We start from the raw sequence: 25,746 nt of genomic DNA on the forward strand, positions 1-25,746 counted from the left end.
CTGGAAGGCCTTCCATGGTTGAGCTGGAGTCCGACGCGGGCCTCGCCGTCGTCACCATCGACCGTCCGCATGCCCGCAACGCCATCGACCTGACCACCATGGACGAGTTGGAGAAGGCGCTGGACGCGACCGCGGGCGCGGCCGCGCTGGTCCTCACCGGAGGGGGCGACAAGGCGTTCGTGTCCGGCGGAGACCTCAAGGAACTGGCGCGGCTGCGCACCGAGGAGGAGGCGGCGGACATGGCGCTGAGGATGCGCGCCCTGTGCGACCGGATCGCCGCCTTCCCCGGCCCGGTCGTGGCCGCCCTGAACGGACACGCCCTGGGCGGCGGGGCGGAACTGGCCGTCGCGGCCGACATCCGCATCGCAGCCGAGGACATCCGCATCGGGTTCAACCAGTCGCGGCTGGCGATCGTCCCGGCGTGGGGCGGAGCGGAACGGCTCGCCCGGCTGGTGGGCCCGGGGCGGGCGCTGCTGCTGGCCGGTACCGGCAGGGTGCTGGACGCGGCCGAGGCCGAGCGGGCGGGCCTGGTGGACCTCGTCGTTCCCCGGGCGGACTTCCCGGACGTCTGGCGGGCCGCGGCCCGCACCCTCGCTTCCCCGCAGGGTCTCGAGATCAAGAACCTCACGACCCGTACCAGGTCGCCGCACGAGGCCGCCGCGGCCTTCGCCCGGCTCTGGGTGTCCGACGAGCACTGGCAGGCAGCTGAGAAGGTGATGTCCCGTGGCAAATGAAATCTGCGTCGTGGAGGGCCCGTTCGGTCCCGAAGTCCATACGGAGGGTACCCGGCCGGAGCAGACGGTGCTGTACCTGCACGGCGATCCGCGACTCTCCGGCACCCCTCAGGACGCACTGCCGACCGCCCGGGAACTGGCCCGCCAATCCGGCCACACCGTGCTCTGCGCCCGCTACCGGCCGCGCTTCCCCGAAGCTCTGGACGACGTCCTCTCCGCCTGGGCCCACTGCCGTGACCGGGGGCCGGCAGCGGTGATCGGCAAGCGCCTCGGCGGCGCGCTCGCCGCCGGGCTGCTGCTGCGGCTGCGCGACGAGGGCGCCCCGCCGCCGTCCTGCGCGGTGCTGTCCTCGCCCGTTCTGGACTTCACCCTGGACACCCAGAGCCTGCTGGTCAACGCGGCGGCCGACCGCACCGTCGAGGTCGACGTGCTGCGGGTGCGCGCGGCGGCGTACGCGGGGACGACACCGCGCAGCGACCCACGGCTCAGCCCGCTGCACGGCAACCTGCACGGTCTGCCGCCCATCCAGCTCCACGCGGCCGGGACCGAAGTCCTCCTGGACGACACACTGTCCTTCGCGACCCGTGCCGCGCACTCGGGTGTCGCGGTCGACGTCCGTGTCTATGAGGACGCGTCGGCGCAGGGCTTGCGCCAGTTGGGCGCGACGGCGGACTTCCTGCGGGCGTGGTGTCCGAGCCGGCTCGCCGAGCCCGCCGGGTGAGTATGCCTGTGGGGTGTGCGGCCGGGCCCTCCGGCCGCACACCCCACAGGCATGTCAGCCATCCTCGCGGATGTACTCAGCCGCCTTCCAGGCCATGGCCATGACGGGGCCGTTCAGATTGCCCGACACCATCACCGGCAGCACGGATGCGTCGACCACGCGAAGGTTCTCGACGCCCCGCACCCGCATACGTGAGTCGGTGACGTCGTCCGGGTCGGGGCCCATGGCGCAGGTGCCGATGGCGTGGAAGCCGCAGTAGCCGCCGTCGAGGGCGGAGCCGACGATGCCCTCGTCGTCGTCGGAGTGGACGGCCGGGCCGGGGAACGTCTCGCGGGTGATACGGGAGGCGATCGGATCCGCGGCGAAGAACTCCCGCAGCCGCCGGAAGAGATCGGCCGCCACCTGGCGGTCGTGCCCCGACGTGAAGTACCCCGCGTCGATGTCCAGGGCCGCGTCGGGATCGGCCGAGGTAATGGCCAGCGACCCTTCGGAGGACGGCTTGAGCACCATGGCGCACGCGGACAGGCCGGGCTCCCTTTCCACGGCGGCGGGTTTTCCCGGTATGAGGGAGCCCAAGGACCAGGGGGCCAACAGCACCTCGGCGTCAGGGCGTTCGACGTCGGGGCGCGACTTGAGGAAGGCCATCACGTCGTAGGCGGGACGGGCCAGCGGGCCTCTGCGGGTGAGCAGGTAGCCCGCGCCGGTGCGGGCCTGCGCAACGGTGGTGGACAGCTGCCGGTTGGCGCCCAGATCGGCGTTGAGCCGGAAGCGCAGGGCGAGACAGCGGTGTTCGCGCAGGCGGCCACCGACCTGCCGGCGGTCAAGACGTACGTCCACGCCCGCGGCCCGCAGCACCTCGGCCGGTCCGACACCGGACAGTTGGAGCAGCTTGGGGGTGTTCAGGCTGCCCAGGCTGAGGATGACCTCGCGCCGTGCGCGGACTTCCTCCCTCTCCCCCTCGGCCCTGCGCACCTCGACCCCGACCGCCTTGTCCCCGTCGAACAGCACCCGTGTGGCGGTGGTGCGGGAGGCGATGGTCAGATTGGGACGCGAGCGGGCCGGGTGGAGGAACGCGCGCGCCGCGCTGAAGCGTTGCCCCGACTTGATGGTCGCCATGGCGTAGCCGATGCGCTCACCCTCGTGTTCGTTCAGGTCCTTGACCGTACGCAGACCGAGGGCGCCCCCGGTGGCGATGAGCTCGTCGCACAGCGGATCGGGGTCGCGGACCGAGGAGACGTGCAGGGGTCCGCCCGTACCCCGGGTGGAGGTGCCGCCCAGGGCGTTGTCCTCGATGGAGCGGAAGGCGGGCAGGACGTCGTCCCAGCCCCAGCCGGGGTTGCCGAGGGCTTCCAGAGCGTCCCAGTCGGGCCGGCTGCCGCGGTTGTAGACCATGCCGTTGACGGAGCTGGACCCGCCGAACACCTTGCCTCGCACCCACATGTCCGGGTTGCCACCGGGACGCACCGGGCGCGTGCGGTAGTGCCACGAGAACGAGGGGTCGCCGAAGAGCTTGCCGACGCCCTTCGGGATCCTCAGGTACGGGTGGCGGTCGGGGCCGCCCGCCTCGACGAGCAGAACAGTGGTTCCGGGGTCGCGGGACAGCTGATCGGCCAGTACACAGCCCGCCGAGCCGGCACCCACGACGACGTAGTCGAACATCACAGACCTCCGTTGGGAAGGGCCGCGGCCGGCGCGCGTCCCCGGACTGCCCGTACGGTGCCGGCCGGGTGTTGGTCGGGTGTTGGTCGGTCGTCATACCGGCCACGGCAGCGCCTCGCCGCCGTGGCCGCGAGACGCTGCGTGAGAGGAGTGACGGGGCGTTGGCGGCGGTCAGGCCTCCGGCGTGTCGTCGCGGTACACCTGACCGCCCTTCATCACGAAGCAGACCCGCTCCACTACGGACAGATCGGTGAGGGGGTCGCCGGGAACGGCGATGACGTCGGCGAGCAGCCCGGGGCGCAGCCGCCCCCGGTCATCGGCCTGGATCAGGTCGGCCGCGACGGTGGTCGCGGCGCGCAGCGCGTCCGCCGGTGGCATACCGCGGTCGGCGAGGGCCAGCAGCTCGAAGGCTCCCTTGCCGTGCGGGATGGCCGGCGCGTCGGTACCGAGGGCGATCTTGACGCCCCGGCGGATCGCGCGGGCGGTGGACTCGCGCGCCCGCGGGAAGACGTCGGCTGCCTTGGCCTTGAGGGCCGGGTCGGCATGCTCCGTGTTCATGCGTTCGGTGAGGCAGGTGGTCGCCACCAGGAAGGTGCCCCGCTCCGCCATCAGGTCGAGCGTGGCGTCACTGGCGAGGAAGCCGTGCTCGATGCAGTCGATGCCTGCCTCGACCGCGGCCCGTATCGCGCTGTCCCCCATGCAGTGCGCGGCGACCCGCACACCTGCCCGGTGTGCTTCGTCGACGATGGCACGCAGTTCCTCGTCGGAGTACTGCTGCGCCCCCGCCGGGCCGGTGTGCGACATGACGCCGTTGGAGGCACACACCTTGATGACCTGTGCGCCGTACTTGATCTGGTAACGGACCGCCTTGCGCACCTCGGCCACGCCGTTGGCGATGCCCTCCTCCACGGTGAGGGGCAGGACCCCGGGCGCGAGCGCCTGGAACATGGTGGGGTCGAGGTGACCACCGGTCGGTGCGATCGCATGCCCGGCGGGCACGACCCGCGGGCCCTCGGTCCAGCCGAGGTCGATCGCCTTCTTGAGCGCGACGTCGAGCAGCACGCCGCCGGTCTGCACGAACAGTCCGAGGTTCCGTACGGTCGTCCAGCCGCGCCGGAGCGTGCGCCGCGCGTTGGCAGCCGCGCGCAGGGTGCGTACCGCCGGATCCTCTTGGACGGGGATCAGCGGGCTACGGTGGTCGGGGCCGCCGAGAAAGAGGTTGACCTCCATGTCCATCAGGCCGGGCAGGAGGGTGACATCGCCGAGATCGTGCACCACGGTGCCCTCGGGCAGCTGTGCGGGCCGCCCCACCTCGGCGATGTGCTCGCCGTGAACCAGTACCTCGCCCGGCTCGACGATCTTCCCGTTGTCGACGTCGAGCATCCGGGCCGCCCGCAGGAGCACGGGCGGCCGCGGGGCCCGCTGACGGTTCGTGGCCATCACACGGCGGGTTCGACGACGGCATCGATGCTGGAGGGGCCGCTGTCGGGAACCCTGGGCTGGCCCCATGCCTCCACGGGAAAGGCGACCGTCACCAATGAGCAGAACGCCCACAACAGGTGCTTGTCCTGGTCGCCGATGCCGTCGAGTTCGACCTTCTCCAGGTAGGCGGTGTGCTCCTGCAGCAGGGGGTACGCCACGTCGTAGAAGGCGTGGAGTTCCTCCATCGTACTGGCCACGCGCTTGGCGTACCGGGCCTTCTCACTGTGGATCGCCCAGTCCGCGAACGGCTCCAGGGCGGCGAACTCGGGGGGAAAGACGTTGGGCATGCCGGGATCCTCCTTGTCTTCTCGCGGGACGTCTCAGTTGGCGTCGGCAGATGCCGGGGACGGGGTCTGCCGGTGCTGGTCGACGAACTGCCGCACGGTGGTGTGCAGGTGACGCAGCAGGATCTCCTGGTCGCCCAGCGGGTAGGTGTCCACCGTGCGCGATTCCAGCATGGTCTGGGTCGCTTCCAGGGTGTTGCCGTCCTGCAGGCCGTACTCCTTGAACGACACCGCCGCGAGCTCCTGCTGGAGCCGCTCGAAGGCGTTCTTCGGCGGGACGAAGTAGCACGTCGCCTCGAAGATGTGGGTGTTGTGCGAGGTCGGCCAGTAGTGGTAGGTCAGCACCCAGTTGGGCCGCCAGACCAGCAGCATGAAATTCGGGAAGAACACGAAGGTGTCCATGCCCCAGACATCGCTGCGCGTCGGGTTGATCGCCGGCGGCAGTTCCTCGGTGGTCATCCCGATGTCGGGAGCATCCCACGATCCGAACAGGCCGCTGCGCAGGGCGCGCTCGACCGGTTTGACCATGGCGCGCTGCTTGGGCGGTGCGATGCCACCCCAGGACGAGACCATGCTGTGCGGGCCGTCGATGTCGTACGAGAGCGCCTCGTACCCGTACTTCTTGATCTTCGCGGCCTCCTCGGCCACGTACTGTCCCGAGTGCAGGATCGGCGCGTGGTAGAACTCCGCGAACGCGTCGATGAAGAGCTTCCAGTTGCTGCCGATCTCGGCACGGTACTTGTGCACCTGCGTCAGCTTGTGGAACGGGTAGCCCTCGATGCCGTCCGCGAAGCGGCCCAGGTACTCCTTCAGGGGCGTCGTGTTGTCCGGGTCGAGGTTGACGAAGATGAACCCCTCCCAGACCTCGGTCTGCACCGGCAGCAGCCCGTACTTCGACTTGTCGATGTCGAAGAACTCGGACTCCTGCTGCACGAAGGCGAGCTTGCCCTCCAGGTCGTAGCGCCAGGCGTGGTACTTGCACGTGAACGCACGACAGTTGCCCTTGGTCTCCTCGCGCGGATAGTCGTCCCACACCAGCTTGTTGCCGCGGTGACGGCACACGTTGTAGAAGGAGCGCACCTCACCGTCGGAGCCGCGCACGACGATGACGGATGCCCGGGCGGCGTCCAGCTCCTTGGTGAAGTAACTGCCGTTTCGCGCCAGTTGTTCGACACGGCCGACGTTGAGCCAGGTGCGGCGGAAGATCGCGTCCCGCTCGCTCTCGTAGAACTCGGGGGAGATCGAGTCCTCGTAGGAGACCGGCTCCGTGCCGATCTTGAAGTGCTCGGTCCAGCTGCCCTCGGGCGGCTTGGGGAAGTGGGCCATGGAACGGAACCTCCGGTCTGTTGACGTGCATACGGTAACAGCAATCTCGTTCAGCGAGAATAGGATTTCCGCTTTCGTTGTTCCTCTCCCCCGGCACTCACGCCGTCGTCCCGTCCAGGAGGAGCAGGAGCGCCCGCAGGGCGGGCTCCAGCGCACCAAGCCGCGCGCTCCCCAGCTCGGCACGCACCTCGGCGCCCACTGCGAGGTCCTTGCGCAGGAACGGACCCGCGCTCGCCGCGAGCGCGGCCACCGACCCCTTGACCGCGGCACCGAGGGCGGCCCGGCTCGCGCCGCTGGCATGGGGCAGCGCGGCAAGCAGCGTCTCCTCGGGTACGCCGAGGTCACGCGCGAACCGGACCGCCTCGGCGAGCAGCCCGATCTGGGCAGCGAAAAGGGTGTTGTTCACCAGCTTCAGACACTGGCCCGCACCGAGCGGACCGACATGCACCAACGGATCGGCGTAGGCGCGCAGCGCGGGCCGCACGCACTCCAGCGCACCACGCTCACCGCCCGCGAACACGGTGAGCCGGCCGGCCGCGACGTCGTGCGGCCCGCCACTGACCGGCGCGTCCACCACGGTGGCGCCCCGTGCGGCCAGCGCCTGGACGACGCGCGGACTGCCGGTGGTGTGCACCACGAGAACGGCACCGGCCGACAGCGCGGCCGGCAACTCCCCCTCCAGACAGACGGCCCGCACCTGCTCGTCGTCGTAGAGGCAGACCAGCACGGCTTCGGCATCCCGCGCGGCCGCACCGGCGGACGCGACCGGAAAGGCACCGACGCGGGCCAGCGCCTCCAAGGCCTCCGGGGTACGGACGTGGACGCGCACACGATGCCCCTCCCCGACCAGGCGCTCCACCATCGGGCGGCCCATGCGCCCGGCACCGATGAATCCCAGCTCCACAGGAACCTCCACCTCGCAGTCCGTGAGCCGAAAACGTGACTCGGCACAGTCAGAAACGGCATTCTCCTATATCGTTAGCACAACTCTCATAGGCTGACGAGGAGACCGGATGTACGACAGTGAGTGGCAGGAAGCCGCGCGAGCCGTTCGCGCCGAGGTCATCGGCGGGGGCGGGACTCAGGAAGGCTCCGACGGCGGGGCGCCCACCGGCTACCGGGACTACGTCACCGCGACCGCTTGGGGCGTATGGGCGCGAGGCGGCCCCCTGAGTACCCGGGACCGAAGCCTGCTGGTGCTGGCGATGACGGCGGCAACGGCCCGGATGAACGCCTTCCGCATCCACCTCGCGGCAGCATCGCGGGCCGGCGTCACCGACGCCGAGGTGGACGAGCTACTCTACCAGCTCACCGCCTACTGCGGTGCGCCCGCGGGCATCGACGCCCTGGCGGTCATCCGCGAGGTGCGCGAAGCCCGGGATGCGGCGTGAGCGGAACCGCCCCGGTCGTCGGCTTCGTCGGCCTGGGAAGCATGGGCAGCGTGCTGGCGGAGAACCTCGTGACGGCCGGATTCGAGGTGGTGGCCCATGACGCGGCCGGACCCGCACGCCTCCCGGAGGGCGCCCGTTGGGCCCGGAGCTGCGCGGACACGGCACGCGCGGCGGACACCGTGGTGCTGAGCCTGCCGGACGGTGAGGTATGCCGCGAGGTCGTACAGGAACTGGCGAGCGCCCGGGAGCGGCGGGTCACCCATGTCGTGGACACCTCGACAGTCGGTGTGTCGGCAGCGGGCGCCCTGGCCGGGATGGGCCTGGCCTATGTGGACGCGCCCGTGTCCGGCGGCGTGGCCGGCGCCCGCATGCGCACGCTGATGATCATGTACGCGGGGAGGCAGGAGCACTGTGCCCATGTGGAGGCCGTGCTGGCAGGCCTGAGCGATCGACGCAGACTGATCGGTGACCGGCCCGGGCAGGCGCAGGCCCTCAAGCTCGCCAACAACTTCCTGTCCGCGACGGCCCTGGCGGCGACGAGCGAGGCCGTCGCCTTCGGCACGGCCGCCGGACTCGACCCCGCGGTGATGGTCGACGTCCTCAACGCCTCCAGCGGACGCAGCGGGGCCAGTACCGACAAGTTCCCCGACGAGGTCCTGACCGGCCGCTACGCCTCCGGGTTCAGCAACACTCTGATGGCAAAGGATGTCCGTCTCTATCTGGACGAGGTGACCCGACTGGACGGCCCGGCGGTGGTCGGCGCGGTCACGGCGGACCTGTGGAGCCGGTTCGCCGCCGCACTGCCCGGAGCGGACTTCACCCGCGTCTACCCCTTCACGACGGGCAGTTGATCCTCCAGCAGCTGAACCCCGTCGACCGCGCCTATGAGCACGGACACCGCCTCCCGCACCACCCCCGGGTATCGGCCCGCCGTATCCGGATCCACGAGCCACATCTGGTGGATGCCCTCGACCAGGGCCAGGACGGCCGCCGCGGCCGTCGGCGCGCTCAGCCCGCTGGGCAGACGCTGACCGTACTTCTGCGTCATCCGTCGGGTGAGGTGGTCCTGAAGCGACCGGCAGCGCTCGCTGACATATCCCGCGGCCGGTTCCTGTCCGGTGACCGCCTCGGCGACCATGACGCTGTGCACCGTGGCCAACGAGGGGTGGTCCTGTTCGAAGGAGATGGCTTCGGCGAAGTCCCCGGCCCAGTCCTCACCGACCCGGCGGCCGGCGAGATGCTCGCGGTTGAGCTGCTCACGGAAGTCCAGCAGGTCCAGCAGGAGCCGCCTCTTACTGGGGAAGTAGTGCAGCACACCCTGTCTCGTGAGTCCGGAACGCTCGGCCACCGCGTCGATCGAAGCGCCCTTGAACCCTCGTTCGGCGAACACCTCCAGCGCCGACTGGAGAATGTCCTCACGCCGTGCCGACGACTCCATGCCGCGCCCTTCCGCTCGTGGACCGGTGCCCGCTCACAGTACGTACGGTCATCGCCACAGCACGAGGGGCGCGAACACAATTTGTTCACAGCCCCATGGCTGCCAGTGCGGCCATGGCCGTCTCCCGCAGTGTTCCCTCGCCGCGGACCGCCGCCCTCTCCGCGACCTCCGCGAAGAGCCGCACGTCCTTGGCGAGCAGCCCGCCGGCGTGGGCCGCGATGCGGTCCAGGGTGCCGCCGGCGTCGGCGACCCGGTCGAGCGCGAAGCTGGCCGCGCTGCCCCGTGGCAGGATCCGGCCGAGCCCTCCGGGGTCCAGGCCGAGCGCCGCGCCCGTCTCCAGTGCGTCGGCTGCCAGACCCAACTGAGCGGTGAAAAGAACGTTGTTGAGGAGCTTGGCGAGCTGCCCGCAGCCGGTCGGGCCCAGGTGGACGACGGGGTCGCCATAACTCGCGAACACGGGCCGGCAGCGCGCGAAGACCTCCGGATGGCCACCGGCCATGACGAGCAGGGTGCCCGTCTCGGCAGCCCGCCCGCCACCGCTGACCGGGGCGTCCAGGACGGCTACGCCCTTCTCGGCGGCCCGCTCCTCCAGCGCACGACAGGTGTCGGGGTGAACCGTGGAGTGCACGGCGATCACCGCGCCCGGCCGGATGCCGGCCAGGACGCCGTCGACGCCCGAGGTCACCTGTGCCACATCGGCATCGGCGACGACGCACAGACACACCAGGTCGCTGACAGCGGCGAGTTCGGCGGGTGTGCCGGCGGTCCTGGCCGTGGTGTCCGCGAACGGGGCCACGGAACTGTCCCGCCGCGCCCACAAGGTGGTCGGGAAGCCCGCATCGACGATCCTGCGGGCCATGGGCGCCCCCTGGCTGCCCAGTCCGATGAAACCGACGCGCACAGGTTCCTCCTCAAGTCGTCTGCTGATCAGGGGCGGACGGCAGCGGCCGCCAGAAGGCGGCCAGCAGTCCAGCCGTGGACACCACCCCCAGGCCGAGCACCGCACCGGCTCCGGCCCATCCGGTCACCGCGATGCCCAACGCCTCGTCCAGTGCGTACTCCCCCGGCCCCCACGCGCCCATGGCGACCGCGAGGACGCCGAGGACGAGGACGTACTCGTAACCCTCCTTGAACACGAAGAAGCCGTGCGGGCGGTGCGCGAGCAGACCGGCGACCAGCGTCACGGAGAGAACGGCGGCGCAGGCCGGCGCGGTCAGCAGGCCGACCAGCAGCAGGGCGCCCGCGCCGAGTTCGGTGAGCACGCTCAGCCATGCCTGGAGCCGTGGGCGGGTCAGGCCGAGGCCGCCGAACCAGCCGGCGGTGCCGGTGATTCCGCCCCCGCCGCGCCAGTGGTTCCAGCCGTGCGCGATCATCACGCCGCCCAGGGCGAGCCTCGTCAGCAGCAGGGCGACGTCCGAGGCCTCACCCATCGCGCCACGCCCTCTCTGCGGACAGCGCCTGGACCCCGAGCGCGCACTCCTCGACGAAGGCAAGGACGTGCAGGTGGTAGGCCAGACCTGTGCGCCCGATGCTGGTGTTGTGGCCGGCGCCCGCCTGTTCGTGCAGAGCGACACGGGGCGCGGACGTGAACATGGATGCCAGATCGGCCAGCGCCTCCGGCCCGTTCGCCCACACCTGCTCGTGCTCCGCGAGGGTGATGTGGACCGGCACCGGAACCCGGCCCGACAGAAGGAGGAGCTCCTCCTGCCAGCCCTCCCGGTGGCCCTCGTAGGCGGGCGAGGCGGAGCCGATGCGCCGCCCGCCGTGCACGTCGGGCGGATAGGCCTCCGGAGGGTTCCACAGGGCGTGGCGGAGACTGGGCCGGGTACGGGTCGGGTCCCGGCGCCACTCCTCCATGGCGTCCAGGGCGCGGGGGTGGTGGACCCGGCCCATTCCGGCCAGTTCCACGCCGAGCAGCTCGGCTCCTCGCGGGTCGCCGGCCATCCGGATGGCCAGTTCCGAGCCTGCCGAGTGCGCCCAGACGAACGTGCCGAGGCCGCGGTCCTGTCCGTGGAGGTGTGCCTCGACGGCGGCGTAGGCGAAGTCGGTCCGCCCCTCCGGCTGACGCATGTGGTCCTGGTGGCCGGCCGAGGAGCCGTAGCCGGGACGGTCCAGGGCGAGCACCGTGAAGCCCGCCGCTCTCGCGGTGCGCAGCAAGGAGAGCCTGGGGTGGCCGGGGTGGTCGTAGTAGGCGGAGGTGGTGGCGCCGCCGTGCAGGGCCACGATCACGGCCTGCGGGCGGGGCACCTCGGCGACCAGGGCGGAGGAGGGGACGCCGTGTACGTCGACCACCTGCCTCCGTACCGTGGTGGCGAGGCCGGGATCGAGTGAGGTCATCCGTCCGTCCTGAGCAGAAGTACGCCGCTGGGAGTGAGCCCGCCGCTGGAGACGACGGCGGTGCGTGCGCCCGTGACCTGCCGTGCTCCGGCCTCGTGGCGCAGTTGCACGACGGCCTCGTGCAGCAGCCCCATGCCGTGGGTGCGGCCGTGCGAGAGCTGGCCGCCGTGCGGGTTGAGGGGCAGCACGCCGTCGCGGGCGATGTTCTTGCCACCGTCCAGGAAGTCGCGGGCCTCTCCTATGCCGCAGAAGCCGAGGGCCTCGATCCAGGACAGGCAGTTGAAGGTGAAGCCGTCGTACAGGAGTGCCACGTCGACGTCCGCGGGGCGCAGATCGGTGCGGGTCCACAGATGGGCGGACTGGCCGAGCACCTGCGGTTCGTGGGTGAGTGTGGACTGGTCCCATTCGAGGCGCTCGAGGATGCGGGTGCCGACGGCCTCGACGCGCACCGGCGGCTTCGGCAGGTCGGGCACGGTCTCGACGGCGGAGACGACAACAGCCACCGAGGCGTCGCACGGCACGTCGCAGTCGTAGAGTCCGAAGGGGGTGGAGACCGTGCGCGCGGTGAGGTAGTCGTCCATGGTGAGCGGCTCGCGGTAGACCGCGTCGGGGTGCAGGGCGGCGCCCGCGCGCTGGTTGAGGGCGATCCAGCCGAGCGTCTCGCGCGTGCTGCCGTAGCGGTGCATGTGCCGCTGGGCGTTCATCGCCAGCGTGATCGCGGGTGAGGTCGCCCCGTACGGCTTGAGCCATCCGTCGGCCCCGGCCGGCCGGGGCAGGCTGATGCGGCCCTGGCGGACCAGCTCGGCGTGCGTGGCTTCCCAGACCGTGCGGAAGCACAGGACGTGCCGGGCGAGGCCGCCTGCCACCGCGAGCATGGCGGCGATCACCGAGCCACCGGGGCCCATGGTCTCTCCGGCGCCGTTGTGCCAGACCGGGCGGATGCCCAGCGCCGACTCCAGCGCGGTGACGCCGCCCTCGGCGAAGCCGCCGTACGCGCCGGCCCCTGGATAGGCCGACAGACCGTCGATGTCGTCGAGGCTGAGCCCCGCGTCGGCGACAGCCTTCTCGCAGGCCTCCACGGTGAGTTCGAGCGGTGGGACCATCAGGCGCCTGCCGATGCGGGACGCGCCCGCGCCGCTGATGACGGCATGGTCCTCGAACTTGCGCGTCGGCAGCGGTGCGCGGGAGTACGCGCGTATCCGCTCGGGTGCGGGGTCGTCGGAAGGCAGGGTCGCGAGAGGGTTCTCGTCGTCGGCGCACGGACGGAAGAGGGGCAGCCACGCTTCGCCGGCCTGAGCGAAGACGGCTTCCATCCGCATGCCCAGACACAGATCTTCGGGCGGGCAGTCGACGACGTTCGTGGTCAGCCGGACCCGCGGGTCCTCCTCGATCGCCACCTGGGCGACGACGTACGGGGTGGGCAGACCGGGGAAGGGGAAGCGGTGGTTGACCGTGAAGCCGATGAGGGTCGCCCGGCCGGACACCGTACGTATCGCGGTCGCGTGTGAGCGGCAGTTCCGGCAGACGGGCTGTGGCGGATGGATCAGGGCCCGGCAGGCGGTGCAGGACTGGAATCGGAGCCGTCCGTCGCGGCCGGAGGTCCAGAAGAACTCGGTCTCCTGGGTCACCTGCGGCTGCGGACGTCCGGCCTCCGGCGTCATGCTCAACGGACCTTCGCCTCGGCTCTGCGCACTGTGACGGGTTCGGCGAGGCCCTGTTCGTCGCAGACCTGCTGGAGGGACCGCAGGGTCGCGTCGAGGCCCGGACCGCGGCGCCGGCCGGGGGTGAAGGTGGCCGGCAGGTGACGCATGCCCTGGATGACGCCGATGGTCTCGTAGTGAACGGTGCCCTCGGGGTCGCACACGAAGTCGGGCAGGCGGTCGAGGACCTGGATGAGCATCCGCTTGAAGACCGTGCGGGCGACGTTCGAGCCGATGCAGCGGTGGATACCGAGGCCGAACGCGGTGTGCCGGTTGCCCGAGCGGGCGAGGTCGACGCTGTCCGGGTCGGAGAAGACGGCCGGGTCGCGGTTGGCCATGGCCCAGGACAGCCACAACCGGTCGCCCTCCTTGAGCTCGGTGCCGGCTACCTCGCAGTCCTCCGCGACCGTCCGCCCGTCCCCGGGCGCTGGGGTGAAGTAGCGCAGGAACTCCTCGGTTGCCGGGTCGAGCAGGGTGTCGCGCTCGCTGCTGAGGCGCGTCCGTTCGTCGGGGTTCCGGGAGAGCCACTCCAGGGCGTGTGCGGTGAGGGCCGTGGTGGTGTCGAAGCCGCCTCCGATGAGCAGGGCGAGCGCGCCGACGAGGTCCGCGTCGGACGGGGTCTCACCGTCGATCTCCAGCCGGGCGAGCGCGTCGGCGAGGCCCGGGCGCGGGTGGGCGCGTACCTCGTGGAGCGTGGCGGCGATGTCCTGGATCATCGCCATGTGGCTCTCGACGACGCGCGCCATCTCCGGGGAGTTGGGCGGCGTGTAGACGCCGGCGTGGGCGGGCTCGTTGTACAGCTCCCACTTCGAGAGCGGAATGCCCATCATCGCCAGGGTGAAGACGGCGGGGACGATGTTGGCGAGGTCGTCCACGAAGTCGATCCGGCCGCTCTCGATCCGCTCGTCGATCGCGGCGCCGACCACCTCGTCGATGAAGGGGATCCAGCGCTTGACCGCCGCCGGGGAGAGGTAGGGGTTCAGGGCGTTGCGGTAGGCGCGCTGCTCGGGCGGGTCCATCTCCAGGAAGCCGCCTCGCAGCCCTCGGCCGCGGGGCGGCGCCGGGATGCTGATGCCCTGGTAGCCGCGGCGTTCGCCGTGGATGTCGTGGTCGTTGGAAAGCTGTTCACCGGCCCGGGCGAAGGCGAGCAGCTCCCTGTTGCCGGCGGCCACCCAGTGCCCGCCGTAGGTGTCGCTCCAGCCGAGCGGGCAACGGTCGTGGAACTCCCGGGTCTGCTCTTCGAACTGGTCCCGGTACGAGGGAGCATGCCGGTCGAAGTGGATGCGGGGCTGCTTGCGGGCCTCGTGGTCCGCGGGGTCCCGTGCGGTCATGTGTGCTTCCTTCCAGTGCGCTGCGGCCTGCCCGTTCCCGGAAGGCCCTGGCGCGTGCGGAGGCGGGGCGCGTGCTTACAGCACGCCGATGGCTCGTTCGGGGCAGGAGCGGACGGCTTCGACCGCCGCGTCCTCCTGGTCGGCGGGAATCTCCTCGGCCGACGCCGATGAGTGCCCGTCGATCTCGCTCAGTTCGAAGATCCCCGGGGCGCGCATCGCGCACAGGGTGTGGCCCTGGCATCGCTCGGGATCGACGCGTACCTTCACCTGTCTCATCTCTCCTTCGGGTCAGGTCAGGTCCGACATGGACTTTCCGACGTCGGCGAGGGTGACCGGCTTGCCGTAGTCGCCCTTGTAGCGGTAGGCGGGCGCGTCGCAGCGGAAGTCGCCCCGGTCCGGTGCGAAGGCGGCCGGCTGCCAGCCCTTCTCCTTCGCCTCGACGATCGAGTAGCAGGCGGGCGGCTTGTCCGACGACAGGTCGAAGGGGGCCTGGAGGCCACCGGCTGTCCAGTCGGTCTTCTTGCGGGCGTTGTCGTACACGCACGCCCGGGTCAGGGTCGCGCAGTCGCGGGCGGCGGTGGCGAACACCAGCCAGGCGGAGAAGGCGCGCAGTGCCGGGTAGGTGACCTGCTTGTCCGGAGCGTACTTCTCGAACAGATCCTTGACCTGCTGAACGGCCGGGTTGTCCGCCGCGCTCTCCAGCGGGGCGGTGGCGAACAGTTCCGCGTAGTTGTGCTGTTTGCCCAGGGCGGGCTTCGCCAGTTGCAGGAAGGCGGGGCCGTAGGCGTTGCTGTTCGCGTCGGTCCAGTCGGGCGCGTAGCCGATGTTGGTCAGGCCCTGCTCCAATTTGGCCAGGCTCGCGAAGTCGCCGAGGAAGACGAGGCCCTTGACGCCGCTCTCCTTGATCGACTGGGCGTACGGGGTCCAGTCGGATACACCGGCCGCCGGGTACAGGTCGGTGTAGGACACCTTGCCGCCCAGGCCGGCGACCGCCTCCTTGAACTGGGCGAGCATCACCTTGGTGACCGGTGAGTCGCCTGCGATGATGCCGACCTTCTGTGCCGAGTCCGGGTACTTCTTCTTCAGCAGCCAGTTGTAGTAGCCGGAGTACTGGAAGTAGCCGGCGGCCGGGCCGGAGGTGATCACCTGCAGATCGGAGCCGATGGCACCGATCTGGCTGGTCTGCGCGGGGTAGTTCGGCAGCAGGCACTTCAGGCGGTCCTTGACGCCGAGGCTGTCCAGCGCCGACCCGCCACCGACCAGGGCGAAGTCCTCCTTGCAGGCTTCCAACGTGCGCTGGCGCACCTCGGTGAACCTCGCGTCACGTGTCACCGGGACGAGCTTCCGTCCGTTGATGCCGCCGGCGTCGTTGCACCAGCTGGTGAACACCTTCGCGGTGTCCTCGAACTCGGACTTCTTGGTGAAACCCACGTCGGACATCACACCGACCTGGATCCTGTCGTCGGTGACGCCTTGGGAGGTCGAGGTTCCGGGGGTGCCGGAACCGCACACGTCCTTCAGCGTGCCGAAGTCGGTGCCGCTGGGCGACGCCTTCTGGGTGGCGGGTCCGGTCGGCCGCGTGGTGCCGGGGTCGTCGCCGGAACGGGTGGAACAGCCGGCCAGCAGGACCGCGACAGCGGCCACTGTGCCGATCAGCACTCTGCGCAAGGTGCCTCCTCGGGAAGTACGGACGCCTTCGTCCGCGGGATCGGAGGGCGGGGGCGCCGTTCAGGTGATGGCGCCACTCGCTTTGAGGGCGAGGATGCGTTCCCAGCCGTAGCCGAGCTCGGTGAGAACCTCCTCGGTCTGTGCCGCGAACTCGGGTGCGGGGTCGAGCCGGATGTCCTCGACGTCGAACTGCACGGGGCTGGCTACGAGTTCGAGCTCGCCCGCCCGGCCGATGTATCCGTTGGCCCGCACCTGGGGATCGGCGGCGGCCTGGAGTGTGTCCTGCACGGGCGCCCACGGACCCTTCTGGGTGGCGAGACGCTGCGACCACTCGGCCAGGGTGCGGCCGGCGACGATCTCGCGGAGGATCTTCACCGCGTCGCCGGTGTGCCGTGCGATGTCCTCGGCCGTGGCGAAGCGAGGATCGTCGGCGAGTTCCGGGCGGCCCAGACAGCGGCACACCTCGGGCCAGAACTTCCTCGGCTGGAGCATGACGAGCGACAGGTAGCGCTCGTCCGAGGTGCGGTACAGCCCGGTGAGCGGGTTGGTGGGCGAGCCGTGTGTGCGGGGCGGTACGCCCTCCCAGGCGCGGTCCAGATGCAGGGAGACCCCGATCGCGTGGCCCATCGCCCACAGGCCGCTGCCCAGCAGGGATACGTCCACCACCGCGGCCTCGCCGCTGCGTTCACGGCGCAGCAGCGCGGCGGCGATGCCTCCGGCCAGGTTGGTGCCGGAGATCGTGTCACCGTAAGCCGGGCCGGGCGGGCTGATCATGCCCTCGGTGCCGGGCGGGGTAATGCTGGCGGCGGTGCCCGCACGGGCCCAGAAGGCCGTCATGTCGTAGCCGCCGCGGTCGGCCTCGGGCCCGCGCGGACCGAGTGCGCTGCCTCGTGCGTACACGATCTGCGGATTGACGGCGCGGATGTCGTCGACGTCGATGCCGAACCGGGTCCGGGCCTCCGGCAGGAAGCTGGTGAGGAACACGTCGACATCCCTGGCCAGCTCGTACAGCAGCTCCCGGCCGCCGGGTGCGGCCATGTCCAGCCCGATCGAGCGTTTGCCCCGGTTGGCGTGTGCGACGTTGGGGTTGGGGTCTCCCTCGACCCGGAAAGCGCCGGTCTGGCGCAGCCCCCGTTGCGGATCACCGGTGACGGCGTGTTCCACCTTCAGGACGTCCGCGCCCCAGTCGGCGAGCACGGCGCCGGCGGAGGGCACGAAGCCGTACATCGCGACCTCCAGGACCCGGATGCCCTCCAGCGGCCTCATGCGGTGCTCTCCGTGCGGACCACGCGGGCGAGGGACTTCTGCTCCAGGAACTCCTCGAATCCGCTGCGTCCGCTCTCGCGTCCGATTCCGGACTGCTTGTAGCCGCCGAACGGAACGTCGACGGAGAAGTAGTTGCCGCCGTTGATGGAGAACGTGCCGGTCCGGACGCGGCGTGCGATGCGGATCGCGCGCTCCTCGTCGGCGCTGTGCACGGCACCGGACAGCCCGTAGCGGGACTGGTTGGCAATACGGACGGCGTCGTCGTCACCGTCGTAGGGGATGACGGCGAGAACCGGTCCGAAGACCTCCTCCTGGGCGATCTCGCTGTCGGGGTCGACGTTCACGAGGAGGGTCGGCTCGTAGAAGAAGCCGGGGTCCCTCCGTGCGCCGCCGCGGACCAGGGTGGCGCCGGCTTCGACGGCGCGCCGCACCATCCCGTCCACCTTGTCACGCTGCTCCCCGCTGATGAGCGGGCCCATGGCGGTCTTCGGGTCGGTGGGGTCCCCGACCTGTACGCGGTCCATGCCCGCGGCGACCATCTGCACGATCCGGTCGTGCTGGGCGCGCGGCACGAGGAGGCGGGAGGTGAGGGCGCAGCCCTGCCCGGAGTGGGAGCAGATGGTGAACGCGGCGAACATGGCGGCCTGGACGAGGTCCGCGTCCTCCAGGACGATCATGGCGGACTTGCCGCCGAGTTCGAGGAACACGCGCTTCACGGTGCCCGCGGCGGCGGCCATGATGTGGCGGCCGGTCGTCGTGGCGCCGGTGAAGGTGACGGCGTCGACGTCGGGGTGAGTGGTGAGGACCTTCCCCACATCGGGGCGCGAGGAGCTGAGGACGTTCACGACGCCGGGCGGTATGTCGGTGTGTTCGGCGATGATCTCGCCGAGCGCGAGGGTGGTGAGCGGGGTCTGCGGAGCGCCCTTGAGCACGACGGTGCAGCCGGCCGCGAGGGCGGGACCGAGCTTGGCGAGGGCCAGCTGATTGGGGAAGTTGTACGGGAGGATGGCGGCGACGACGCCGACCGCCTCCTTCTCCACCCACCGGTGGTGGCGCTGCCCGCGGGAGTCGGTCTCTCCGAGGTCCTCGGTGAAGGAGTAGCCCTCCAGGAGATCGGCGTAGTAAGGCACGATGCCGATCGGCTCGTCGAGCTGGGGACCGTGGGTGAGCTGGCGGGGCGCTCCGACCTCGGCGATGGTCAGCTCGCGCAGTTCCTCGCGGTGCTCGTCGAGGGCCTGGTGCAACTGGTGCAGGCACCGCACGCGCAGAGCGTGATCGGTGGACCAGTCGGTGGTGTCGAAGGCACGGCGGGCGGCGGCGACGGCCGTACGGGCATCCGCCTCCGTCGCGTCCGGGGCGTGTCCCAGAAGGGCGCCGGTGGCGGGGTTGTACGAGGCGAAGGTCGCTTCGGCGGCGACCAGTTTGCCATCGATCAGCTGGGACTTGACGACGAGGTCGCTCACAGCCGCACCACCGATCCGCCGTCGACGGCGACGATCTGGCCGGTGAGCCAGGAGGCGTCGTCGGACAGCAGGAAGAGCAGGACTCCTGCCTGGTCGGCGGGTGTCCCAAGGCGCTTGAGCGCAAATGACTGCACCATGGCCGTGCGGTGCTCCTCCGGGACGATGCTGCGGATGGCCTCGGTGTCCGTCGGGCCGGGCGCTATCGCGTTGACCCGGATACCGCGCCCGCCGAGCTCCGCGGCCAGCGAGGCGGTCAGGTGGTTGATGCCGGCCTTCGCGAGCCCGTAGAAGCCGGTGGGCTGCCAGGCGGCGGTGGAGGACTGGTTGACGATCGCGGCGCCTTCCTTCAGGTGCGGAAGGACGGCGCGGGTCATGTGGAGCGCGCCGAGGAGGTTCACTCCGAGGAACCGGTCGAGGTAGTCGTAGTCCACGGTGACGATGCCCTCGCGGCGCATGCCACCGAAGATCGCCGCGTTGTTGACCAGGTAGTCGATCTGACCGAACTCGCTGATCACCGTCCGGGCGAGCGCCTCGGCGGAGGCCGGGTCGGCGACGTCCACCTGTACGAAGAGTGCGTCACCTATCTCCTTGGCGACCCGCTGACCCTGTTCCTCGTTCAGCTCCGCGACGACGACTCGGGCCCCCTCACGAGCCAGCGCCTTGGCATACCCCTCACCGATGCCCTGGCCGGCACCGGTGACGACGGCCACCTTGCCCTTGAATCGCATCACAGCCTCCTTGCTCGATTGGTCCGGAAACTACATTCTCACCAGGAACATAGCAAGAACTCGCACACGAGAATGCTGTAATCCGCAGGCGGGCCGCAGCCGCCCGTCGACGCGCCGCCGCATCCCGGACGCGCACAAGCCTTCCCGCACCACCCACGATGAGAATATGGTTCTCATACACGAAAGGGGAGTTTCCATGATCGAATCGAAGGCCCTGAGTCCGTCGCTGGGCGTGGAGTTCACCGGGGTCTCCGACCCTCTGGACGACACCTTCGTCCAACGCAGCGCCGAAGCCCTCAAGTGGCGGGGCGTGCTCCTGGTACGCGGGCTGCACCTGGACGACGAACAGCAGTTGGCGTTCAGCCGGAAGCTCGGCGAGGTGGTGGCACTGCGCGGGCAGGAGATCTTCCCGATCTCGGTCAACCCGTCCAAGAGCAAGAGCGCGAAGTACCTCCGGGGAGCGTTCTACTGGCATCTGGACGGCACCAGCGACGACGTACCCGTCAAGGCCACCACGCTCACGGCCCGGCACATCGCCGCGGTCGGCGGAGGCACGGAGTTCGCCAGCACCTACGCGGCCTACGACAGCCTGCCGCAGAAGGACCGCGAGCGTTACGAGGACCTGCGCGTGGTCCACAGCTTCGAGGCGGCCCAGCGCCTGGTAACCCCGGACCCCACCGACGAGGAACTGGCCGCCTGGCGCACCCAGCCCACCCATGAGGTGGCCCTGGTGTGGCAACGCCGCGACGGCCGCCGCTCCCTGGTGACGGGCACCACCGCCGACCACGTCGTCGGCATGGACCCCGAGGAGAGTCGCGCCCTGCTGGACGAACTGCTGGACTGGTCCACCCGGGAGCGCTTCCGCTACGCGCACGACTGGGAGGTCGGTGACCTCGTCGTCTGGGACAACACCGGTGTCCTGCACCGGGCGTTGCCGTACGACGAGAGCTCCGAGCGGCTACTGCACCGCACCACCGTCGTCGGCGACGAGGCGTTCGCATGAGGACTGCGGTCGTCACGGGCGGCGCCTCCGGTATCGGCCGGGCGATCGCCCGACGGCTGACTTCCGACGGCATGCAGGTCGCCGTCCTCGACATCTCTCCGGCCGAGGACGGACACGCGTTCACCGCCGACGTCAGCGACCGGGCGCAGGTCGACAAGGCGATGGACTCCGTACGTGAAAGCCTCGGCCCGATCCATGTCCTGGTCAACGCCGCGGGACGGGACGGCTTCACCCGGTTCGCCGAACTGTCCGCCGAGGAATGGCAACGGGTGGTCGACATCAATCTCAACGGCGTCTTCCACTGCGCGCAGGCGGTCCTGCCGGACATGGTCGACGCCGGCTGGGGCCGGATCGTCAACATCTCCTCCTCCAGCGCGCACTCCGGCCAGCCCTTCATGGCCCATTACGTCGCCGCGAAGTCCGCCGTCAACGGGCTGACCAAGTCACTCGCGCTCGAACTCGGCCCGAAGGGCATCACCGTCAACGCCGTCCCCCCGGGCTTCATCGACACCCCGATGCTGCGCAGCGCCGAGCAGCGCCGTCGGCTCGGCGGCACCGTCGAGGACCACATCGCGCGCACCCCTGTGCGCCGGGTGGGCCGCCCGGAGGACATCGCCGCGACCTGCTCCTTCCTGATCTCGGAGGAGGCCGGTTACATCACCGGGCAGATCATCGGGGTGAACGGAGGGCGCAACACATGACCAGGCTGCCCCCGGTCCCGTACGAGGAATGGGACGCCGAGGCGCTGCGGCCGCTGACCGGCGGGCGGCGCGTACCGCCGTCCAATGCCCTGGGGCTGTTCATGCACCATCCGGCCCTCGCCAAGGCGTTCCTCACCTTCAACACCCATCTCCTGACGCGTAACTCGCTGCCGGACAGAACGCGCGAGCTGGTGATCCTGCGCGTCGCGTGGCGGCGCCGGTGCCGCTACGAGTGGGCCCAGCACGTGCTCATCGGTCGCCGGGCCGGCGTGAGCGACGAGGACCTCGCCCAGGTGCGGGACGGCGCGGACACACTGGTGAACCGTGCGGTCGACCAACTGGACACCACATCGGCGCTCACCGACGACACCTATGCCGAGCTGGCAAAGGAACTGGACGCACAGCAACTGCTGGACTTCGTGTTCACCGTCGGCACGTACGGGCTGCTGGCGATGGTCTTCAACACCTGCGGGGTGGAACTGGATTCCGGTCTGGACGACGGGGGCTTCGACGCCTCCTGAGAGCCGCACCGCGGACGGGCCCGTGCCGGAGCCGGATGGCTCGGGCACGGGCCCCCCGTCCGCGCCGCCGGACCGTTCAGCCCCGCTTCAGCCGCTGCTTCATCCCGTCCAGGTCGGTCAGGATCGGGAGGCCGCCCACACTGAGCGCGTTGCCATGCCCGGTCTGGTGAATGTCGAAGACGGACTGGAGCGCGGCGTAGAAGCCCTGGACGTCGAGGGTCTGGTTGACCGCGCGTTTGGCCTGGCGCAGGCCGAAGGGCGGCATCTGCGCGATGCGCCCGGCCAGTTCCCGGGCCGTGGAGTCGAGGGCGTCGAGCGGAACGACCGAGTTGACCATGCCCGTCCGCTCGGCCTCGGCGGCGGTCAGCGGCCGGCCGGTGAAGAGGATCTCCTTGGCCTTGCGCGGGCCGAGTTCCCAGGTGTGGCCGTGGTACTCGACACCCCCGATCCCCATGTGCACCACGGGGTCGGAGAACTCGGCGTTCTCCGCGGCGACGATGAGGTCGCACGGCCAGCACAGCATCAGCCCGGCCGCGATGCACTTGCCGTGCACCGCGGCGATGGACGGCTTGGGGGTGTTGCGCCACTTGAGCGAGTACTCCAGATAGCGGCGGGTCTCCGCGGCGTAGATCCACTCCAGGGTGATCTCGTCGGGCCCGGGCCAGCGGTCGTTCAGGTCGTGACCGGCGGAGAAGTGACGCCCGTTGGCGCGCAGCAGGATCACGCGCACCTCCTCGTCGCGCGCGGCCCGCGTCCAGGCGGCGTCGAGGTCGTCGAGGAGGGCCATGGTCTGGGCGTTGGCCGCCTCCGGGCGGTTGAGGGTGATGACAGCGACGCCGTCCTCGACTTCGTACAGGATCTGGTCCATGGCTGGAGTCCTCATCGCGGCAGGCCGAGGATGCGCTCGGCAATGATGTTGCGCTGGATCTCGCTGGTGCCGCCGGCGATGGTGCCGGCGAAGCTTCGGGCATAGCGCTCGAACCAGCTGGAGATGAACGCCTCGTTGTTCATGTGCTGGTAGGGGCCGGTGCGTGCCGGGTGTGGCAGTGCGTCCGTGCCGTGCGCTTCGAGAGCGTGCAGAGCCGCCGACTGGACGGCTTCGGAGCCGAGCAGTTTGAGTACGGAGATCTCCGCCGGGTCGCGGTCCGGGCCGAGCTGGCGGTAGCCGAGGAGCCGCAGCGCCTGCAGGTCCATGAGGAGGGTGGCGTACCACTCGTGGTCACGACCGACGTCCGCGGTGTCGCGCGCCAGGTCCTCCAGCCGTTCGGCGTACGACAGCCACAGCAGCGTGCGTTCATGGCCGAGTGAGCCGTTCGCCACCCGCCAGCCCTCGTGGAGCGGTCCGACGAGGTTTTCGCGTGGTACCCGGACGTCGGTGAGGAACACCTCGTTGAAGTCGAGGTCGTCCTCGGCCGCGATCGAGCCGAAGGGACGGCGGATGACACCTTCGGAGTCCGTCGGGATCAGCAGGGCGCTGATGCCCTTGTGCTTGGGGGCGTCCGGATCGGTGCGGACGAAGGTGAGCAGGACGTCGGCGTCATGCGCTCCGGAGGTCCAGATCTTCTGTCCGTTGACCGTGAACGTGTCACCGTCGAGCACGGCGCGGGTGCGCAGGGAGGCGAGGTCGCTGCCCGCCTCCGGTTCGCTCATGCCGAGAGCCGCGGTGATCTCCGCGCGCAGGATCGGCACCGCCCATCGGCGCTTGTGCTCCTCCGTACCGAACGTGAGCAGGGACGCGGCGATGATTCCGAGGCCCTGCGGGTTGAAGCTGTGATAGATGCCCCGCTCGGCCAGTTCCTCCAGGTGCGCGAGCTGCTGGGCCAACGTGGCGTTCCGACCGCCGTACGCGGGCGGCTGGCCGGGCAGCAGCCAGCCGGCGTCGAAGAGCGTGCGTTGCCAGCGGCGTGCCCAGTCGGGTACGTCGGCGCTGGACCGCGAACGGTCGCGAGCCGCGGCCTCGGCGGGCAGATGGGCATCGAGGAAGGCGGAGAACTGTGCGCGGAACTCCGCCACCTCCGGATCGTCGGTCAGCCTCATGCGACGAGGATTGCCTTCCTGTGGGTGGAGGCGTTGCCCAGCAGCAGATCGCAGGCCTGGGCGCGCTTCAGGTGGAACTGGAGTTCGTTCTCCCAGGTGAAGCCCATCGCTCCGAACAGCTGAAGGCCATGCTGGAAGACGGTGCGCTGGCACTCCCCCGCCGCCGCCTTGGCCATGTGCGCGGCGCGGGCGCGGCGTGGATCATCCTCCGCGATCGCCAGGGCGGCGAAATGCGTCAGCGCGCGGGCCCGTTCGACGGCTACATGCATGTCGGCCGCCTTGTGCTTCACCGCCTGGAAGGAGCCGAGCGGACGGCCGAACTGAACCCGTTGGGCCACATGCCCGAGGGTGAGGTCCAGAACGCGTCTGCATGCGCCGACGGCGGTGGCCGCAAGGCCCACGAGAGCGAGGTCCGGCACTCCTGCGACGAGACCGTCCACCGCGGCCCGGGCGACGTGCAGCCGGGGATCGAGGACGGGGGTCCGCTCGGCTGCCAGATCGGATCCGGGAACGACGGTGATCCCTTCGGCCGTCAGGAGCGCGACTTCGTCGGCGCGGTCCGCGTCGAGAACGTACCGGCCCTCACCGTCGAACACCGCGGTGCCGCTGCCCCGGGGCAGGCGGCCGGCCAACGGTGCGAACCATGTGGCGCTGGCGAGGAACGGGGTCGGGTCAGCCGCATAGCCCAGCTCCTCCAGGATGATGGCGAGCTCCAGCGGAGGCGCCTCCAGCCAGCCGAGCCGCAGGTAGGTGTCCCACTGCTCACTCCCGGGCCGGCCTCGCACCTTGGCCACCGTCTCGCGCACCGTGCGCCGCAGCAACCGCTGGTCTCCGTCGAGTTCGAACTCCACGCCAGGCCCTCCGCATCTCGCCTTCCCAGATCACACTCGGACGAGAATATCATTCTCATTTCAGGAAAGTAATAGTCTCACTTCTGAGACAGCGCTACTCGGTAGGAACCGTGTGCCTTCATTTCACATGCGTGGAGTACCGTTCTCCTCATGAGTGCTGTCTCCGTTGAACCAGTCGAGTCCCCCGAGCCCGCCTGGCGGCAGCGCGCCGTCGAGCGATCCACCCGGGCGGCGAAGCTACGCGCCGAACAGCGCGTACAACACTTCCTCGAAGCCGCCCAGGAGCTGATCGCCGACAAGGGCACCACCGACTTCACGGTGCAGGAGATCGTGGAGCGTTCCCGGCAATCGCTGCGCAGCTTCTACCAACACTTCGGCGGCAAGGACGAACTGCTGCTGGCCCTCTTCGAGGACGCCCTGGCACGGTCCGCCGTCGAGATCCAGGCGAAGACCGCCGCAGGACGCGACCCACTGGAGCGACTGCGGATCGCAGTGGACCTGCTGTACGACGCGTCGAGCCCCCGCGAGGGCCAGCAGTCGCCACTCTTCACCGACTTCGCGATCCAGCTGCTGGTCACCCACCCGGACCAGGTGGCCACCGCCCACCTGCCGCTGCTCAGCTTGTTCACCGAGCTCGTGGAGGCAGCGGTGGCCGACGGCCGGGCCGTCGCCCCCAAGCCGCGCCGCACGGCGTCCCTGATCATGCAGACGGCCATGTTCACGGCCCAGGCCCCGGCCGCCCCGGTGGGCTCCAGCCCGTCGCCGATCAGCGCCCAGGAGGTGTGGGACTTCTGCCTGGGCGGGATCACCGGCTCCGCACCCCGAACCGACCGGGAGTCCGCACCGGCCGCGGAGCCCACACCCGCAGAAGCACCCGCCAAGGACGCCGTCGCGGCGAAGAAGACGGCTGCGAAGAGGACGACGAAGAGAGCGCCCGCCAAGACGGCCGCGGCCGGACGCGGCAAGGCGGACAGGGCGGCAAAGGCGGCCCCGCAGACCGGAGGATGACGCAAGGCCTCACGACGCGCAAGACGTCGAGGCCCTCCCGTCGAAGAACCCGGAGCCCGTGCCGACCCCGTCGGCACGGGCTCACCCATTTCCGCCA

The 25,746-nt window shown here is 70.3% G+C and carries 27 protein-coding genes; 8 read left to right on the plus strand and 19 right to left on the minus strand.

The window, feature by feature from the left end; translation table 11 throughout:
* Positions 1-14 precede the first annotated feature (14 nt).
* Both OG959_RS00705 and OG959_RS00710 read left to right on the plus strand, forming a co-directional pair.
* On the plus strand, positions 15-734 hold the full coding sequence (locus OG959_RS00705; RefSeq protein WP_326655983.1) for an enoyl-CoA hydratase/isomerase family protein: 720 nt from the start codon (positions 15-17) through the stop codon (positions 732-734).
* The gene (locus OG959_RS00710) at positions 724-1,455 is read left to right on the plus strand and encodes an alpha/beta hydrolase fold domain-containing protein (RefSeq protein WP_326655985.1); all 732 of its coding nucleotides are present in this window, start codon (positions 724-726) and stop codon (positions 1,453-1,455) included. Before OG959_RS00705 ends, OG959_RS00710 begins: the two co-directional genes overlap by 11 nt.
* 54 nt (positions 1,456-1,509) lie before the next feature.
* Here OG959_RS00710 and OG959_RS00715 read toward each other — a convergent pair whose 3' ends face one another.
* The 5 genes from OG959_RS00715 to OG959_RS00735 form a co-directional block, all read right to left on the minus strand.
* On the minus strand, positions 1,510-3,114 hold the full coding sequence (locus OG959_RS00715) for a GMC family oxidoreductase (protein ID WP_326655987.1): 1,605 nt from the start codon (positions 3,112-3,114) through the stop codon (positions 1,510-1,512).
* Between the two features lie 171 nt (positions 3,115-3,285).
* The gene (locus tag OG959_RS00720; RefSeq protein WP_326655988.1) at positions 3,286-4,554 is read right to left on the minus strand and encodes a metal-dependent hydrolase family protein; all 1,269 of its coding nucleotides are present in this window, start codon (positions 4,552-4,554) and stop codon (positions 3,286-3,288) included.
* The gene (locus OG959_RS00725) at positions 4,554-4,883 is read right to left on the minus strand and encodes a hypothetical protein (protein ID WP_326655989.1); all 330 of its coding nucleotides are present in this window, start codon (positions 4,881-4,883) and stop codon (positions 4,554-4,556) included. The genes OG959_RS00720 and OG959_RS00725 overlap by 1 nt, the downstream gene beginning before the upstream one ends.
* Positions 4,884-4,916: 33 nt before the next feature.
* Positions 4,917-6,206, minus strand: a complete 1,290-nt coding sequence (locus OG959_RS00730; RefSeq protein ID WP_326655990.1) for an aromatic ring-hydroxylating oxygenase subunit alpha — start codon at positions 6,204-6,206, stop codon at positions 4,917-4,919.
* A 97-nt stretch (positions 6,207-6,303) separates the two neighbouring features.
* Positions 6,304-7,110: an NAD(P)-dependent oxidoreductase gene (locus OG959_RS00735; RefSeq protein WP_326655991.1), complete on the minus strand. Its 807-nt coding sequence runs from the start codon at positions 7,108-7,110 to the stop codon at positions 6,304-6,306.
* Positions 7,111-7,219: 109 nt separating this feature from the next.
* Between OG959_RS00735 and OG959_RS00740 the strand changes: the two genes are divergently transcribed.
* Positions 7,220-7,597, plus strand: a complete 378-nt coding sequence (locus tag OG959_RS00740; RefSeq protein ID WP_326655993.1) for a carboxymuconolactone decarboxylase family protein — start codon at positions 7,220-7,222, stop codon at positions 7,595-7,597.
* Positions 7,594-8,448 carry an NAD(P)-dependent oxidoreductase gene (locus tag OG959_RS00745; RefSeq protein ID WP_326655994.1) on the plus strand — a complete coding sequence of 285 codons (855 nt, stop codon included), beginning with the start codon at positions 7,594-7,596 and terminating at the stop codon, positions 8,446-8,448. Before OG959_RS00740 ends, OG959_RS00745 begins: the two co-directional genes overlap by 4 nt.
* Here OG959_RS00745 and OG959_RS00750 read toward each other — a convergent pair.
* The 11 genes from OG959_RS00750 to OG959_RS00800 all read right to left on the minus strand — a co-directional run bounded on the left by OG959_RS00750 (position 8,424) and on the right by OG959_RS00800 (position 19,528).
* Positions 8,424-9,035, minus strand: coding sequence for a TetR/AcrR family transcriptional regulator (locus tag OG959_RS00750; protein WP_326655996.1), 612 nt, complete (start codon positions 9,033-9,035; stop codon positions 8,424-8,426). The genes OG959_RS00745 and OG959_RS00750 overlap by 25 nt on opposite strands.
* Before the next feature lie 85 nt (positions 9,036-9,120).
* On the minus strand, positions 9,121-9,936 hold the full coding sequence (locus OG959_RS00755) for an NAD(P)-dependent oxidoreductase (RefSeq protein ID WP_326655997.1): 816 nt from the start codon (positions 9,934-9,936) through the stop codon (positions 9,121-9,123).
* A 10-nt stretch (positions 9,937-9,946) separates the two neighbouring features.
* On the minus strand, positions 9,947-10,465 hold the full coding sequence (locus tag OG959_RS00760; protein ID WP_326656000.1) for a DoxX family protein: 519 nt from the start codon (positions 10,463-10,465) through the stop codon (positions 9,947-9,949).
* The gene (locus OG959_RS00765; RefSeq protein WP_326656002.1) at positions 10,458-11,372 is read right to left on the minus strand and encodes an alpha/beta hydrolase; all 915 of its coding nucleotides are present in this window, start codon (positions 11,370-11,372) and stop codon (positions 10,458-10,460) included. Before OG959_RS00765 ends, OG959_RS00760 begins: the two co-directional genes overlap by 8 nt.
* Positions 11,369-13,033, minus strand: a complete 1,665-nt coding sequence (locus OG959_RS00770) for a thiolase C-terminal domain-containing protein (RefSeq protein WP_326656003.1) — start codon at positions 13,031-13,033, stop codon at positions 11,369-11,371. Before OG959_RS00770 ends, OG959_RS00765 begins: the two co-directional genes overlap by 4 nt.
* A 2-nt stretch (positions 13,034-13,035) precedes the next feature.
* A complete protein-coding gene (locus OG959_RS00775; protein WP_326656005.1) occupies positions 13,036-14,403 on the minus strand; it encodes a cytochrome P450 in 1,368 nt (455 codons plus the stop codon).
* A gap of 75 nt (positions 14,404-14,478) precedes the next feature.
* Positions 14,479-14,679: a ferredoxin gene (locus tag OG959_RS00780; protein ID WP_326656006.1), complete on the minus strand. Its 201-nt coding sequence runs from the start codon at positions 14,677-14,679 to the stop codon at positions 14,479-14,481.
* A 12-nt stretch (positions 14,680-14,691) separates the two neighbouring features.
* The gene (locus OG959_RS00785; protein ID WP_326666143.1) at positions 14,692-16,062 is read right to left on the minus strand and encodes an ABC transporter substrate-binding protein; all 1,371 of its coding nucleotides are present in this window, start codon (positions 16,060-16,062) and stop codon (positions 14,692-14,694) included.
* A 69-nt stretch (positions 16,063-16,131) separates the two neighbouring features.
* Positions 16,132-17,337 (minus strand): CaiB/BaiF CoA transferase family protein, encoded by a 1,206-nt coding sequence (locus OG959_RS00790; RefSeq protein ID WP_326656007.1) that lies wholly within the window; start codon positions 17,335-17,337, stop codon positions 16,132-16,134.
* Positions 17,334-18,800, minus strand: a complete 1,467-nt coding sequence (locus OG959_RS00795; protein WP_326656008.1) for an aldehyde dehydrogenase family protein — start codon at positions 18,798-18,800, stop codon at positions 17,334-17,336. Before OG959_RS00795 ends, OG959_RS00790 begins: the two co-directional genes overlap by 4 nt.
* The gene (locus OG959_RS00800; RefSeq protein WP_326656009.1) at positions 18,797-19,528 is read right to left on the minus strand and encodes an SDR family oxidoreductase; all 732 of its coding nucleotides are present in this window, start codon (positions 19,526-19,528) and stop codon (positions 18,797-18,799) included. Before OG959_RS00800 ends, OG959_RS00795 begins: the two co-directional genes overlap by 4 nt.
* A 196-nt stretch (positions 19,529-19,724) precedes the next feature.
* Here OG959_RS00800 and OG959_RS00805 point away from each other — a divergent pair, with 196 nt between their 5' ends.
* The 3 genes from OG959_RS00805 to OG959_RS00815 are packed head-to-tail and all read left to right on the plus strand — an operon-like array spanning position 19,725 to position 21,753.
* Positions 19,725-20,531 carry a TauD/TfdA dioxygenase family protein gene (locus tag OG959_RS00805; protein ID WP_326656010.1) on the plus strand — a complete coding sequence of 269 codons (807 nt, stop codon included), beginning with the start codon at positions 19,725-19,727 and terminating at the stop codon, positions 20,529-20,531.
* Entirely contained in the window at positions 20,528-21,232 is a 705-nt protein-coding gene (locus OG959_RS00810) for an SDR family NAD(P)-dependent oxidoreductase (RefSeq protein ID WP_326656011.1), read from the plus strand. The genes OG959_RS00805 and OG959_RS00810 overlap by 4 nt, the downstream gene beginning before the upstream one ends.
* The gene (locus tag OG959_RS00815; protein ID WP_326656012.1) at positions 21,229-21,753 is read left to right on the plus strand and encodes a carboxymuconolactone decarboxylase family protein; all 525 of its coding nucleotides are present in this window, start codon (positions 21,229-21,231) and stop codon (positions 21,751-21,753) included. Before OG959_RS00810 ends, OG959_RS00815 begins: the two co-directional genes overlap by 4 nt.
* A gap of 76 nt (positions 21,754-21,829) precedes the next feature.
* On the opposite strand, the gene OG959_RS00820 is transcribed toward OG959_RS00815, so the two are convergent.
* Genes OG959_RS00820 through OG959_RS00830 form a run of 3 tightly spaced genes read right to left on the minus strand, consistent with a single transcriptional unit; the run spans position 21,830 to position 24,641 of the window.
* Positions 21,830-22,621, minus strand: a complete 792-nt coding sequence (locus OG959_RS00820; protein WP_326656013.1) for an enoyl-CoA hydratase — start codon at positions 22,619-22,621, stop codon at positions 21,830-21,832.
* Between the two features lie 11 nt (positions 22,622-22,632).
* The gene (locus OG959_RS00825; protein ID WP_326656014.1) at positions 22,633-23,790 is read right to left on the minus strand and encodes an acyl-CoA dehydrogenase family protein; all 1,158 of its coding nucleotides are present in this window, start codon (positions 23,788-23,790) and stop codon (positions 22,633-22,635) included.
* The gene (locus tag OG959_RS00830) at positions 23,787-24,641 is read right to left on the minus strand and encodes an acyl-CoA dehydrogenase (protein WP_326656015.1); all 855 of its coding nucleotides are present in this window, start codon (positions 24,639-24,641) and stop codon (positions 23,787-23,789) included. The genes OG959_RS00825 and OG959_RS00830 overlap by 4 nt, the downstream gene beginning before the upstream one ends.
* 150 nt (positions 24,642-24,791) lie before the next feature.
* On the opposite strand from OG959_RS00830, the gene OG959_RS00835 reads away from it, so the two are divergent.
* Positions 24,792-25,649, plus strand: coding sequence for a TetR/AcrR family transcriptional regulator (locus tag OG959_RS00835; protein ID WP_326656016.1), 858 nt, complete (start codon positions 24,792-24,794; stop codon positions 25,647-25,649).
* Positions 25,650-25,746: the final 97 nt, after the last annotated feature.

Source organism: Streptomyces sp. NBC_00385 (genome assembly GCF_035917155.1).
Lineage (GTDB): Bacteria > Actinomycetota > Actinomycetes > Streptomycetales > Streptomycetaceae > Streptomyces > Streptomyces poriferorum.